The sequence below is a fragment of the Streptomyces coacervatus genome, from assembly GCF_029223485.1.
Classification (GTDB): domain Bacteria; phylum Actinomycetota; class Actinomycetes; order Streptomycetales; family Streptomycetaceae; genus Streptomyces; species Streptomyces coacervatus.
The window spans coordinates 41,782-55,161 of sequence record NZ_JARHTP010000018.1 but is presented as its reverse complement, the minus strand read 5'-3'; the positions used below and the strand labels follow the sequence as shown (position 1 = coordinate 55,161).

The window sequence follows — 13,380 nt, the reverse complement described above, 5'->3', positions numbered from 1 at the left end:
CACCCCCCTCCCCGGATGAGGGAGGATGACGGCATCCGTACGAAGGGAAAATCACGGTGAGCATCGACCCGTCCTCGATTCCGAACTTCGGGGGCCAGCCCGAGCCGCAGCCCGGCGGACCGGCGGGCCCCGTCGTCCCGGATCAGGACCTCGTGAAGCAGCTCCTCGACCAGATGGAGCTCAAATACGTCGTCGACGACGAGGGTGACCTCGCGGCGCCGTGGGAGCAGTTCCGTACGTACTTCATGTTCCGCGGTGAAGGGGACCAGCAGGTCTTCTCGGTCCGGACGTTCTACGACCGGCCCCACCAGATCGACGAGAAGCCGCAGCTGCTGGAGTCGATCGACGACTGGAACCGGCGGACGCTGTGGCCCAAGGTCTACAGCCACACCCACGACGACGGCACCGTCCGCCTGATCGGCGAGGCGCAGATGCTGATCGGCACCGGCGTCGCCCTGGAGCACTTCGTGTCCTCCACGGTCAGCTGGGTGCGCGCCGCCATCGAGTTCGACAAGTGGCTCATCGAGCAGCTCGGCCTCGAGGAGGAGGTCAACGAGGCGGACGAGAAGCCCGGGGACGACGAGGAGTAGTCCTCCCGCTACAGGCGAACAGTCCTCCCGCTACAGGGGTGTGTGGGCGAGTACGACCAGATACGCCCCGTATGCGAACGAGAGCCCGGCCAGGGCCGCGACCACCACGGTCGCGTGCCACGGCCGGGCTCTCGCCGTGCGGACGAGGGCCTGGGCGATGGGCAGCAGGAGCGGGAAGGCGGGGAGCAGGAAGCGGGGCTTCGACTCGAAGTAGCCGGAGCCGCCGAGGGCGATCAGCAGCAGTACGCCGCTGTAGACGAGGAGCGGGAGCGGGGCCCGGTCGGCGAGCAGCAGGGCGTACAGCACGATCCCCGTCGCCACGATCACCATGGCCATCGGAAAGACGATCCGGCCCCCGTGCAGCAGCAGGTGGTGGATGAACTGAAGGGCCCCGTGCCCGAAGTCGAACCGCGACCCCCACCGCCGCTGCACCTCGAAGTAGCCGCCGAGGAGATTGCCCTGGCGGCGGCCGACCCAGAGGACGTACGCGGTCCAGCCGAGCGGAGCCAGGGCCGCGCCCGTCCACAGCCTGTGGGAAACCCTGCGGCCCTCCTTGAGACACCGCCACACCTCGTACGCCGCCGCCGCCAGCACCGCCGCGGCGACCGCGAAGCCGTTGGGCCGGGCCAGCCCCGCCAGCGCGGCCAGGGCACCCGCCCACAGCCAGCGCCCGGTGAGCACCGCGTACAGCGACCAGGCAGCGAGCGCGGTCAGCACGGGCTCGGTGTACGCCATGGACAGCACGACGGAGTGCGGCAGCAGCGCCCAGAGCAGGACCAGCGCGAACCCGACGGCACGTCCGTGCAGCCGGGCGCCGAGCGCGTAGATCCCGCAGGCGGCGACGGCGGCCGCGGTCCAGGACACCACCAGCCCGGACGCACCTCCGCTCAGCGGGCTCACGGCGCGCACGGCTCGCACCAGCGCCGGGTAGAGCGGGAAGAACGCCACATCGCTGTAGGTGGCGCCGGACCGGGCGTGCTGGGTGCGGCTGTACCCGTGGGCGGCGATCCCCACGTACCACAGCGAGTCCCAGGACCGCCCGAGCAGCCCGAGCGGATTCCGCCCGGTGGTCGCCCGGGCGGCCAGGGCCAGCACGGCGACACCGAGCAGCCGGGCGGTGAGGAACAGGGCCACGGCGATGGCCATGGCCCTGGCCCTGGACGCATGGATCCGGCCCTCGGCGGCGGGCTCTGCGACGGCGGGACGAGCGAGGGTACTGGCATGGGTCACACAGGCACATTGCGGGCAAACCGGAATGTTCTGCGAGCTCAAGACGCCCGAGTGGGTGCGGATCGGCTGCCTCTGGCGTGCCTGCGTGACATGAGGGCAGGAAGCCCACTCAGCCCATTTTCAGCCCACTCAGCGCACTCAGCGCAGGGGGAAGCCGAATGCGTACCCCTGCGCCTTCAGCCGGGGCAGCAGGTCGGTGAGTGCGGCGACGGTCTGCGAACGGTCGCCGCCGCCGTCGTGGAAGAGAACCGTGGAGCCGTTGGGCAGCTCGCGCTCAACAGTGTTGATGATCGCCTGTACGCCGGGCAGCTTGTAGTCGTCGGTGTCGATGTTCCAGCCGAGCGGGCGCATCCCCAGCGACGCGGCGATCTGCCGGCTGTACGGGGTGAAGGCGCCGCCCGGCACGCGGTAGTACATCGGCTTCACACCGCCGGACGCCTGCTCGATCATCCGCTGCGCGTCGACGATCTCGGCGTGCTGGTAGGCCGTTGCCTTGTGATCCATCGCGGTGTCGTGGTGCACGCTGTGGTCGCACAGCCGGTGCCCCTCCGCGACGACCTGCCGCACCAGCTCTGGGTGCTGGGCCGCGCTCGTCCCGATCATGCAGAAGACCGCCTTGACCCCGTTGTCCCTGAGCACCTTCAGCACCCGCGGCGTCCACACGGGATCGGGGCCGTCGTCGATGGTGACGTTGAGGGCTCGCGCTCCCCTGTCCGAGGCGTGGGCCATGTCCATGTTGACCACGGGGGCGGGGAGTGCGGGGTCGGGGACGGAGGTCTGGCCGGGGACGGGTTGCTGGGGGGCGCTGGACGGGGAGGAGGGCGGCGCAGAGGTGGGCGACGAGGAGCTGGGTGACGTAGAGGAGGGCGACGAAGAGGAGGGCGGCGCAGACGTGGGCGAGCCGGTCGTCGTCCGCACCACCGGGCCGCCCGGCCTGTCGGCCGCCGTACCGCCCGCATCCGCACCCCACTGGGTCCCCAGCACCGAGGCCCCCACCACTGCGGCGGCGGCCGCCGTGATGGCGAACCACGCCCCGCCCCGTATCGCTCCGCGCCGCATGACTTCTCCCTGACCGTGACTCGTTCGGTTGCGTTGCACTTGCACACGGCAGGACGGGGAAAAAGGAGCGAAGGATCCGCCTGTTACGAATTCCGGATACTCGCGGATTTCCTCCGCTTCGCGTCCGGGACCTGACGAGGCACTACTCGCCGACGGCGCCGAAGCCGTCGGCGTCCCCGGGGGTGCTGTTTCCGATCTCGACGCCGGCTCCGGTGGCGGCGTCCTTCGGGGTGAGGGTGAAGGCGATCCGGTGGGTACGGGTCCGGGCGGCTCTCGCCTCGGTATCGGCGGTGACCAGCCATGCCTTGACGCCGCCCTTCGCCCCGGCTTCCCGGCGGAGCTCCACGGCGAATTCCATTTCGATCGGCCCCACTTCGAAACGCACGGACTCCGCGGCCCCGGCGGTGGCCGCCGCCATGAGCTGATCCCTGATCGCTCGCACGGCGGCGGCGAGTTCGATGTCCTGGAAATCCGGCATTGCGGTATCCCCTGAAGTTGGCTGAACGGATGACGTAGGACACGGTGCAGGCGGCGCTTCAGCGGCTGCTGAGGCGCCGCCACCACGGAGAGGGTGGAGGCGGCGCGTCGGCCGATAGGGGTTGCACCACCTGCCTGACCGAGCCCGGCGGCAGGTGCTCGTCTCCGGTGACCTTCAGCTCGCCGAAGGGCGGCGGGAACAAAACGACCGAGACGTCAGGGACCCCGGCCAGCGTGGAGAGGTCGACGGTTGCCGGTCTCCGGCCGGTGTGGTTGATCTCGAGGTACAGGCGAAGCGTCCGCAGAGAGGGGAACATCCGGCGTAGGACAGCTATGTCGTACGGGTCTACTGGCCTGAGGATGGTCATTTGCACGCTCGTGACGCTGGCCAGAGGTGGCACCCCGGCGAGGGCCGAAGTGGAGAGGTCCTCCAAGGTGAGGTCCACATGCTCCAGGGAGGGGAGTCGCCTGAGCGCGGCCAGCTCTTCGGCCGGCACCGGGCTATCGGCCAGGGCGAGCGAGGTGAGGTGCGGCCAACGCGCGAGTTCGTCAAGGTCATGGACCAGCAGATTGCCGTGAAACGCGATCTTCTGGATGCCCGCAGGGAAGGGGATGTCCCGCAGCGAGAGCCGTCGCACCGCCCCGGACCGGCCCCAGAGGAAGATTGCGCTGCGGAGTGTCTCCATGTTCTGTAGCGGCGACAGGTCGGGGCCACTGGGTGCGTTGCCGAGGGTGATGGTGTCCAGGCGCAGGCGGGTGAGCGCCCAGTAGTCCACAATGCCGCCGCAGTCGGACAGTTGCAGTCTGGACAGGTTCGGCAGGTCTGCCGCCAGGAACTCCAGGTCTGAGAGGGCGTCGTTGGATACCAGGGCGACGTTGTCCGGGCGGGCGTGCCGGAGCACGGTCGACAGGGCCTCAGCCGGGAAGTCGCCCACGCACCCGAGGATGGGGACCCTGTCGAGCAAGGGCAGCGCGGCGAGCTGCTCCGTGCTTCTCACGGTGAGGCTTACGCCGGTCAACTCTGTGTGGGCGAGGATTCCCTCCGCGTAGGCAAGGGCGTCGAAGCTGTCCCAGGCGTCGGCAAGCTCCTGCCGGACCCTCCGATCCGCATGCCCCCGGAACGTGGACAGCACCTGGAAGGCGTGCTCGCCGCCCAGCAGCCGGGCGGTACGTACTACTGCCCGGGCCTGCTCCGGAGCGAGCCCGTCGGGCGGCGGGAGCAGGCCCAGGACCACGGCCCCGGCCTGGGCCAGCAACTCGGCGTCCGCCAGGTCGCCCGGCGGAACCAGGACCGCCGCGCGCCGCTCGACCTCGGCACGGACCTCCGGGGCGAGGGCCGTCGCATGCTCCAGGCAGGCTGCGGTCAGCAGGTGCAGGCGCTCGCGTTGCGGGGAAGCGGCAGCGTCGCCCAGTTCGAGCAGCCGGCGCAGCAGCACCGCACGCTCGTCCGCGCGGGCATGGCCGACCGCCATCCGCACCACGTCCTCCCACTGGGGCTCGTGGGCGTGCGCGGCCACCAGGTTGAGGTCCTGTCCCTCCACGGCGGCCTTGGCCCCCAGATAGTCCTGGAAGGTGCGGTGGACGAACTCCACGGTGTCGGTCGAGGGCGCGCGCAGCACACCACTGCGTAACAGCAGCTGGTCGAGGACTTCGCCGGCCTGCTCGGGCGCGGCGACCTGGGGCATCGAGCGCAAAGCGTCCGCGACGACGCGCAGCGCATGGGCGTGGTCGGCCTCTGCGTGGCCATTGCGGATCATCCAGTAGGCGAGCTGCTGCAGCAGCCACAGCTGGGCGCTCTCGTTGATCTTCAGATGGGCGGCGACCTGCCGCTGTGCGTCCCGGCGGACGAGCAGCATGCTGAGCGCGGCGTCGTACAACTCCAGCCGGTTCTGCGGCAGATACGAGTTGCGGTCCCGGTTCAGCGCGCAGATCATCGCGCACATCAGCGGGTTGGTGGCGAGCCGGGACAGGTCTTCCTTGCGCGGGAGGATGTCCGCCAGTTCCCGCTCGTACTCCTTGAGTTGTTCACGTTCGGCGGCGCGCTGGATGGTTTCGGCGGCTGCCTGGTGCCAGCGATGCAGGAACGCTCCGACGTCCTGCCGGTTCATCGGCAGCAGGTTGAGCTCCGTGAACACTTCGGTGCTCAGCCAGCCGTCCGCCACGGCCGAGGGCCGGGTCGTGACCAGGAAGACACAGTCGCGGTAGACGGTGATCAGCTTCTTGAGCCAGTCGAAGGTCCGCTCTCGGTCGCTCTCCTGGACCTCGTCCACACCGTCGATGAGCAACAGCCCGCGCCCGGACTGCAGCACCTGGTCGGCCCATCCGTCGGGCTGTGCCGCGTGCAGGGGGTTGCCGACCGCCGCGAGGAAGTCCTCCGGGCCGGGCAGGGAGTCCCGCCGGGCGAGGGTGCGCAGCGGCAGGACGAAGGGAAGGCAGCCCTGGAGGTGTCCCAGCTCGGGCGGGAAATCCTGCCGAGCGGCGGTCACGGCGAGCCACTGCACCAGGGTCGTCTTGCCGGAACCGGCGTGGCCGCGCAACAGGATGCGGGTCTGACGGGCGAACGCCGCCTCGACGCGCTGCCGTTCACCGACGCCCGGTTCGCGCAGCGGCAGAGCCGACGGACCTCCCAGACCGTCCGGCCCGTGTTCGCGGCTCTGGTGCGGCGCCAGCTCCAGGCTCAGATACGCCGTGTCCAGCGGCCACTCGGCGTGTTCCCGGCGGCTGAAGTCCAGCCCGAAGATCTTCAGTTCGCTGTAGAACTCGGCCACGAAGGCGGCGTACCGGCGCTCGAAATCCGCGTGCGGATTGTGCTGGGGGCCGGAGAGCTCGTACCTGGTCGGCTGGTACCCGGTGTACTTCACCAGCGTCCGGACGAACTCCGGGTCGGCGAACAGCACACGGCTTCTGACGGCTTCGATGCGACCGTGCTGCCAGTCGAACGACTCCGCCACCACCACGCCGATGATCATTCCCTCGGCGAACAGCGCTGCTCCGGACATGCCCGCCCACGGGGACCCGCCGCCCGCCTGTGTGATCGGCGGGGTGTGCGGGGTGTCGAGTACGTATCGAGCCCGGACCATGCGCGAGCCGGGCTTGAACGTGCCGACGATCTGCTCCGTGTCGAGTCCGCCCTCGTCGTCGCGCTGCACCTGCGGGAAGCCGATGGCCTGGCAGGACTCCATGGGTTCGAGCCCCGAGGGCACGCCCCAGCTCACCGGCCCCAGCCGTTCGGCCTCCTCGGGAGGGAGCAGGTCCTGCTTCTTGGCGAGCAGGAGCGCGGCATCGCACTCGCGGTCGTGGCGCGCCCACACGACACGGCACTCGACCTCGCCGACACCGCCGAGCGCCGCCACCTTGACCCCGGCGCGGTTCTTCACCACGTGCCCGGCGGTGAGAACCAGACGGGGTGTCAGGAGATAGCCACTGCCTTGAGGGGCGCCGAGTACGGCGGCGATACGACTGCGTTCCGGAGCCACGGTCCGACCGTAGGGGATGCCGCCCGGCCTCGTCAGCAGGTTCATCAACCGGCAGAGCTGCTCACTGCGTACGCAGCTTCGCCAACCGCTCCGCCGCCGCCTCCAGCACATCCGTCCGCTTGCAGAACGCAAAACGCACGAACGGTGCCCCCGCCTCCCGGTGGTCGTAGAACACCGCGTTCGGGATGGCGACGACGCCGGCCCGTTCCGGCAGGGCGCGGCAGAAGGCGAAGCCGTCGGTCTCGCCGAGGGGGCGGATGTCGGTGGTGATGAAGTAGGTGCCGGCGGGCTTGAAGACCTCGAAGCCGGCGTCCGCCAGGCCCGCCGCCAGCAGGTCCCGCTTGGCGAGCATGTCCTCGCGGAAGGCGGTGAAGTACGTGTCGGGGAGGGACAGGGCCTCGGCGACGGCGTACTGGAACGGGCCCGACGACACATACGTCAGGAACTGCTTCGCCGAGCGGACCGCCGAGACCAGCGCGGGCTGTGCCGTCACCCAGCCCACCTTCCAGCCGGTGAAGGAGAAGGTCTTGCCCGCGGAGCCGATGGTGACCGTCCGCTCGCGCATGCCCGGGAAGGTGGCGAGGGGGAGGTGCTCGGCCTCGTCGAAGACCAGGTGCTCGTAGACCTCGTCCGTGACGACCAGCAGGTCGCGCTCCACCGCCAGCTCGGCGATCGCGGTGAGTTCCTCGCGGGTGAGGACCGTGCCGGTGGGGTTGTGGGGGGTGTTGATGAGGAGGAGGCGGGTGCGGTCCGTGACGGCCGCGCGCAGCTCGTCGAGGTCCAGGCGGAACGAACCCTCATGCGGGCGCAGGGTGACCGGCACGCGCGTGCCGCCCGCCATCGCGATGCAGGCCGCGTAGGAGTCGTAGTACGGCTCGAAGGCGATCACCTCGTCGCCGGGCTCCAGCAGCGCGAGGAGCGTGGCCGCGATGGCCTCCGTGGCGCCGGCGGTGACGAGGACTTCCGTGTCCGGGTCGTACGACAAGGCGTAGCGGCGTTCCTGGTGCGCGGCGATCGCGGTGCGCAGCTCGGGGATGCCGGGGCCCGGCGGGTACTGGTTGCCGCGCCCGTCGCGCAGCGCCCGTACGGCGGCCTCGCGGACCTCCTCGGGGCCGTCCGTGTCGGGGAAGCCCTGGCCCAGGTTGATCGAGCCGGTCTGCACGGCCAGGGCGGACATCTCGGCGAAGATCGTCGTCCCGAACTCGGCGAGGCGGCGGTTGAGGAGGGGGCGGGTGCTGGAGGTCATGCCGGTCATCCTGCGCCGAAGCTCTGGAGTTCCTCAACTCTGCTTTGGCCGGTGAGACGGCCGGGCATTCGCAGTTCACGCAAGAGTTCAAGGCTTCACGCAAGAGTTCAAGAGTTCGTGCAAGACGCGAGGCACCCACGGGGGGCTGCTTCGGGGGAAGAACGAAAGGACGGTGGCGTCATGGTCATCGGCTTCATCGTGGTGGCGGTCGTGATCGCGTTCGTGGCGATCGTCGTGAAGGCAGCGGGCAGGGGCGGGTCGAAGTCCTTCGGCGGGGGGAGCCACAGCGGCGACCGCAGTGGCGGGAGCAGCAGCTGGTGGGCCGGCGGGGGAGACGGCGGCTCGTCGGGCGGGCACCACTCCGGAGGGCACCACTCCTGCGGAGGCGGTCACTCCTCCTGCGGAGGCGGGTCGTCCTGCGGTGGTGGGTCGTCCTGCGGTGGTGGCGGTGGATGCGGTGGAGGCAGCTGACACGGGGCAGCCGAGCTCCACGAGGGGGAACCGCATATCCGCCTGTCACACCCGTCGAGCACCCGCCGGAGGCCATGCCCCCGGCGGGTGCTCGCGCGCTCCGGCGTACGCCCTGGCCGCCGTGGCGTACGCCGTGGTTGAACAGTTGAGCAGTGGAGCCCTCTGAGGGATGGAAACCCCACGAAGTTGGGTAAAAACGCTGTGACGGCGCCACTGTTCATGATTCCCTCTAAAACACCGATGCGGCCCCTCGGACGTCCTGCTGAGATCTTCCTGACCTCCCTGACCTCCTTGAACTACCTGACCTCAGGCCGGGCCGACCGGGCCGATCTCCCGGCGTCGCCCGGGTGTGCCGGTAGCCCCCACACCTTCCTCCTTCCGTCTTTCTTTGCGTGCCAGCGGAGAGCCGACCCATGCTCACGACCCTGAACACCTCATACACCGACACGCGCGCGGCCGACCTCGCCTGGGCCCTCGGGCGTGAGCCGCTTCCCGCCCTGGCCACGCTCGACCTCGAACTGGCCGGGGCCAAGCTGCAGTTGAGACTCCTCGGCGCATCCCACCAGGTGCTCCTGGAGGAGGGGCGGGGCAGTTGTTCGGAGACGGTGGCGTGCATGCCGGGCAGCAGCACACCGCTGCCGCTGGGCGTCGCCAAACGGATGGGCGACTGGGAGTACGAGTTCGCGGCCCGGGTGGAGGTCCTCTCACCGGGGTCGTTCGCGGGGCGCGCGCAGGAGTTGCTCGCGCTGGTCTCCGACCATCCCCACGGTCTGGCGGGCGTCTTCCCCGGCAGCCCGCACGCGTTCACCGCGCTGCTGGCCCAGCACCACGAGGGCCAGGTCCACTGGCGGACCTGGCATGCGTACCCGCAGGACGGGCAGTTGGTGGCCACGCGGACGCGGGTGGGAGCCCGGGTTCCGACGCCGCAGGTCAGTCCGCTGGGCGCCTGACCCGAACACGCGACCTCAAACACACGGCGACGAACTGACCGACAGTTCCACACGTGTGGGTGACGAAGCGTGAAGTTGCAGTGACGTAACGTCGCAGTCGTGATCGAACCGCACGCGCCGGCACCGCCCGGCTCCCCGCCCCCCTGGGCGGGCCCGGCGCGGCTGCCCGTGCAGCCCAGCACCGGACGGTTCCTCGTGCTCGCATGCGTCTTCGTCTGCGCGGCCTGCGGCCTTGTGTACGAGCTCGAACTCGTCGCCCTGGCCTCGTACTTGATCGGCGACTCGGTCACCCAGGCCTCGGTCGTCCTGTCGGTCATGGTGTTCGCCATGGGCATCGGCTCGCTCGCCGCGAAGCGCCTGCGCTGGCGGGCCGCGGCCGGCTTCGGCGCGATCGAGGCGACGCTCGCGCTCGTCGGCGGCTGCAGCGCGATGGCCCTGTACGCCGTGTTCGCGTGGACCGGTGACTGGGGCGGGCTGTGGGCGAGCGGCCCGCGCTGGCTGCTGGTCGCCTTCTCCCTCACCATCGGCCTGCTGATCGGCGCCGAAGTCCCCTTGCTGATGGAGCTGATCCAGCGCATCCGGCGGCAGGACGCGGGCGGCGCGGTGGCCGACCTGTTCGCCGCGGACTACGTCGGCGCACTCGTCGGCGGCCTCGCCTTCCCGTTCCTGCTGCTGCCCCTGCTGGGCCAGTTGACCGGTGCGCTGATGACCGGCGCGGTCAACGCGGTCGCGGGCGGCACCCTCGTCCTCGGCCTGTTCCGCCGCGACCTCACCCGCCGCGCGCGCTGGCTGCTGCTGATCGCCAACCTCGCCGTGCTCGGCGTGCTCGCCGTGGCGGCCTACCTGGTCGACGACTTCGAGCAGGCGGCCCGGCACGCGGTGTACGGCCACGACGTGCGCGTGGCGCTGCAGACGGGCACCCAGGAGGTGGTCCTCACCGGCGGCACCGACGGCCGCCCCCTGGACCTCTTCCTCGACGGCCGCCTCCGGGTCGGCGGCCGCGACGAACACCGCTACCACGAAGCCTTGGTCCACCCCGCGATGAACGGCCCGCACGCGCGCGTGCTGATCCTCGGCGGCGGTGACGGCCTGGCCGCCCGCGAAGTGCTGCGGCACGCGGGCGTGCGGCGCGTGGACGTCGTCGAACTCGACGCGGGAGTGGTCAGGTTGGCTCGCCGCGACCCGGGCCTGTCGAAGCTCAACGGCCATGCCTACGACGACCCACGCGTACGCGTGACGACGGCCGACGCCTTCCGCTGGCTGCGCACGGCGCCCACCTCGACGTACGACGTGGTGATCTCGGACCTCCCCGACCCGGGCATCACGGCCAGCACGAAGCTGTACTCCCAGGAGTTCTACGGCCTCGCCCGCCGCGTCCTGGCGCCCGGTGGCCGCCTGGTGGTGCACGCCGGACCGTTCGCCACCCGGCAGCGGGTGTTCTGGACGGTCGTCGCGACCCTGCGCGCCGCCGGTCTGCACACCGCCCCCTACCGGGTGGGCGGCCGGGACACCGGCTTCGTCGCGGGCCCCGACCGTACGGCCGACGCGTCCCGCGCACCGCGCGACTGGGGTTATGTCCTGGCCTGCGCGGACACCGGCCCCCGCCTCCGCCTGGACCCGCACGAGCCGCGCCTGCGCACCCTCACCCAGCGGGCCCTGACGGCGGACGGCAGGGCCGCGGCGGCCGTACGCATCACGGGCCTGCCGGCATCGACGCTGGTCCACCCCCGCTACTGAAGCGGACCGTACGGACGGCGGCCCGTCCCGTCCCCCGAGATCGGGACGAACCGCCGTACGCGCTCCCCCTCAGCACCGAGAATCTACGGGCGTCCCGCCCCGCCCCGAATCCCGCAGCGGATGGATCCGCGGCCCAACCCCTGCGGTAGCCGGCCGGTTCCTGCAACTTCCGTGGTACCGCCGGAGGTTGACGCCCCCGTCCGTGCACCGGCGTTACGCTGCGGCGATGCGGATCCATCCACTGGCCGCCGACGGGCTGATCGCCGTGGGGCTGACGACCGTGGCCATCCTGCTCGGCAGGGAGGCCGTAGCGCAGGGGTGGTCCGCACTCGATCCGCTCGCCTGGGTCCTCGTCCTCCTGGCCACCCTCCCGCTCGCCCTGCGCACCAAGGCCCCGGTGACCGTCTTCGCCTTCGTCCACGCGGTCGGCGTCCTCTACATCGGCCTCGGCTACTGGCCGGTGGTCGTCACCTTCGGACCCATGCTCGCCGTCTACACCGTGGCGTCGGTGCGCCCGGCCCGCACCACGGGGGTCTGCGCCGCAGTGATGGCCGCCGTCTGGGTCTACGCCGGGCTCGTGACCCACGGCAGCTCGATGGCGTCCGTGCTCGCCCAGGCGATCGCCTACCCGCTCGTGTTCTGGTGGTTCGGCCACATCGCCCGCAGAACCGCCGAGCTCAGCCGCAGGCTCCGCGCCGAACAGGCCGAACGGGCCCGCCGCGAGGTCGCCGAGGAACGCGTGCGCATCGCCCGCGAACTGCACGACGTCGTCGCCCACCACATGGCGGTCATCAACGTCCAGGCGGGCCTGGCCCGTTTCGTCTTCACCTCCGACGCCCCCACCGCACGCGAGGCGCTCGACACCATCGCGGGCGCCAGCGGCGAGGCCCTGGAGGAACTGCGGCGCATGCTGGGCCTGTTGAGGGCCGACGACGCCCTGGCCGCGGACGGCGCCCCCGCCCCCGGCCTCGGTCAACTGGCCGAAATGGTGGACCGCGTACGCGCCGGCGGCGTCCCCGTGGATCTCCGCGTCACCGGCGAACCGCGCCCCCTGCCCCCGGGCGTCCAGCTCTGCCTCTACCGCATAGTGCAGGAAGCTCTGACAAACGTCCTCAAACATGCCCCCGGCGCGAGCGCGACCGTAGAACTCGCCTACCGCGCGGGCGAGATGACGGTGTCCGTCACCGACGACGGGGAGGGGGTGGATCCGGACAGAAAGCGCGAGCGCGGCGGACATGGCTTGATCGGAATGCGGGAGCGGGCCAAGCTCTACGGCGGGACGATTGCCGTCGGCCCGCGCAGCGAGGGTGGATTCGGCGTGCATCTCACCCTGCCGACATCGGCACAGGCCGCACGCCGGGGAGACGCCGACGCGGATGACCGGCAGCCATGACGCCACCGCCGACCGCCTGATCAGAGTGCTCGTCGTGGACGACCAGTTCCTCGTGCGCAGCGGACTGGTCGCGCTGCTGCGCGCCGCCCCCGGCATGGAGGTCGTGGGCGAGGCCGCCGACGGCACCGAAGCGGTCGCCCTGGCCGCCAGGACCCGCCCCGACGTCGTCCTCATGGACATCCGCATGCCCGGCACCACGGGCATCGAGGCGACCCGCCGCATCCTCGCCGAGGCCACCGACCCGCCCCCGCGCATCCTCGTCCTGACCACCTTCGACCTCGACGAATACGTCTACGGCGCCCTCCGCGCCGGCGCCTCCGGCTTCCTTCTCAAGGACGCGGGACCGGAGCGCCTCCTCGCGGCGGTGACCGCCGTGCACGGCGGCGACTCCCTGTTCGCCCCGGTCGTCACCCGCCGCCTGGTGGAGGCGTTCACGCGGGCGGCCGACGGCCCGACGGACGGCTCCGGGCCACCGCCCGGCCTCGACGCGCTGACCAGCCGTGAGGTCGAGGTCCTCAAACTGGTCGCCCGCGGCCTGACCAACGCGGAGGCCGCCGACCGCCTGTTCATCAGCGAGGCCACGGTCAAGACCCACCTCAACCGCACGATGACCAAGCTGGGGCTGGCGAGCCGGGCGCAGGTGGTGGTGGTCGCCTACGAGACGGGGCTGGTGACGCCGGGGAGTACGGCGTAGTTGCGGCGACACCGACGAGGATGACACCGACGCGCGGTCACTTTCGGTCAACGGGGG

At 71.0% G+C, this 13,380-nt stretch carries 11 protein-coding genes; 6 read left to right on the top strand and 5 right to left on the bottom strand.

All coding sequences use genetic code 11. The annotated features are described in order from the left end of the window. The first annotated feature begins 56 nt into the window (after positions 1–56). Positions 57–590 carry a YbjN domain-containing protein gene (locus P2Q00_RS36210; protein ID WP_275778229.1) on the top strand — a complete coding sequence of 178 codons (534 nt, stop codon included), beginning with the start codon at positions 57–59 and terminating at the stop codon, positions 588–590. Positions 591–620: 30 nt separating this feature from the next. Here the strand turns inward: P2Q00_RS36210 and P2Q00_RS36205 are convergent, their stop codons facing one another. The 5 genes from P2Q00_RS36205 to P2Q00_RS36185 all read right to left on the bottom strand — a co-directional run bounded on the left by P2Q00_RS36205 (position 621) and on the right by P2Q00_RS36185 (position 8,087). Beyond that, positions 621–1,820 carry a putative hexosyltransferase gene (locus P2Q00_RS36205; protein WP_425579555.1) on the bottom strand — a complete coding sequence of 400 codons (1,200 nt, stop codon included), beginning with the start codon at positions 1,818–1,820 and terminating at the stop codon, positions 621–623. 138 nt (positions 1,821–1,958) lie between these two features. Continuing rightward, positions 1,959–2,879: a polysaccharide deacetylase family protein gene (locus P2Q00_RS36200; protein ID WP_275778228.1), complete on the bottom strand. Its 921-nt coding sequence runs from the start codon at positions 2,877–2,879 to the stop codon at positions 1,959–1,961. Positions 2,880–3,021: 142 nt separating this feature from the next. Beyond that, a complete protein-coding gene (locus P2Q00_RS36195) occupies positions 3,022–3,357 on the bottom strand; it encodes a trypco2 family protein (protein ID WP_275778227.1) in 336 nt (111 codons plus the stop codon). Between the two features lie 58 nt (positions 3,358–3,415). Beyond that, positions 3,416–6,832, bottom strand: a complete 3,417-nt coding sequence (locus P2Q00_RS36190; protein WP_275778226.1) for a serine protease — start codon at positions 6,830–6,832, stop codon at positions 3,416–3,418. 61 nt (positions 6,833–6,893) lie between these two features. Further along, positions 6,894–8,087, bottom strand: a complete 1,194-nt coding sequence (locus P2Q00_RS36185) for a pyridoxal phosphate-dependent aminotransferase (RefSeq protein ID WP_275778224.1) — start codon at positions 8,085–8,087, stop codon at positions 6,894–6,896. A 171-nt stretch (positions 8,088–8,258) separates the two neighbouring features. On the opposite strand from P2Q00_RS36185, the gene P2Q00_RS36180 reads away from it, so the two are divergent. From P2Q00_RS36180 to P2Q00_RS36160, 5 genes are all read left to right on the top strand, one after another. Continuing rightward, positions 8,259–8,549 (top strand): hypothetical protein, encoded by a 291-nt coding sequence (locus tag P2Q00_RS36180; protein WP_275778223.1) that lies wholly within the window; start codon positions 8,259–8,261, stop codon positions 8,547–8,549. A gap of 413 nt (positions 8,550–8,962) precedes the next feature. Continuing rightward, a complete protein-coding gene (locus P2Q00_RS36175) occupies positions 8,963–9,499 on the top strand; it encodes a DUF2617 family protein (protein WP_275778222.1) in 537 nt (178 codons plus the stop codon). 99 nt (positions 9,500–9,598) lie between these two features. Further along, on the top strand, positions 9,599–11,236 hold the full coding sequence (locus P2Q00_RS36170; protein WP_275778220.1) for a polyamine aminopropyltransferase: 1,638 nt from the start codon (positions 9,599–9,601) through the stop codon (positions 11,234–11,236). Between the two features lie 226 nt (positions 11,237–11,462). After that, positions 11,463–12,629: a sensor histidine kinase gene (locus P2Q00_RS36165; RefSeq protein WP_275778219.1), complete on the top strand. Its 1,167-nt coding sequence runs from the start codon at positions 11,463–11,465 to the stop codon at positions 12,627–12,629. Then, on the top strand, positions 12,613–13,323 hold the full coding sequence (locus P2Q00_RS36160; RefSeq protein WP_275778217.1) for a response regulator transcription factor: 711 nt from the start codon (positions 12,613–12,615) through the stop codon (positions 13,321–13,323). The genes P2Q00_RS36165 and P2Q00_RS36160 overlap by 17 nt, the downstream gene beginning before the upstream one ends. Positions 13,324–13,380: the final 57 nt, after the last annotated feature.

Excerpts from the sequence above, each read along its gene's own strand:
- P2Q00_RS36165 (WP_275778219.1), top strand. The coding sequence starts at position 11,463 with ATGCGGATCCATCCACTGGCCGCCGACGGGCTGATCGCCGTGGGGCTG.
- P2Q00_RS36185 (WP_275778224.1), bottom strand. The coding sequence starts at position 8,087 with ATGACCGGCATGACCTCCAGCACCCGCCCCCTCCTCAACCGCCGCCTC.
- P2Q00_RS36160 (WP_275778217.1), top strand. The coding sequence starts at position 12,613 with ATGACCGGCAGCCATGACGCCACCGCCGACCGCCTGATCAGAGTGCTC.
- P2Q00_RS36180 (WP_275778223.1), top strand. The coding sequence starts at position 8,259 with ATGGTCATCGGCTTCATCGTGGTGGCGGTCGTGATCGCGTTCGTGGCG.
- P2Q00_RS36175 (WP_275778222.1), top strand. The coding sequence starts at position 8,963 with ATGCTCACGACCCTGAACACCTCATACACCGACACGCGCGCGGCCGAC.
- P2Q00_RS36195 (WP_275778227.1), bottom strand. The coding sequence starts at position 3,357 with ATGCCGGATTTCCAGGACATCGAACTCGCCGCCGCCGTGCGAGCGATC.
- P2Q00_RS36200 (WP_275778228.1), bottom strand. The coding sequence starts at position 2,879 with ATGCGGCGCGGAGCGATACGGGGCGGGGCGTGGTTCGCCATCACGGCG.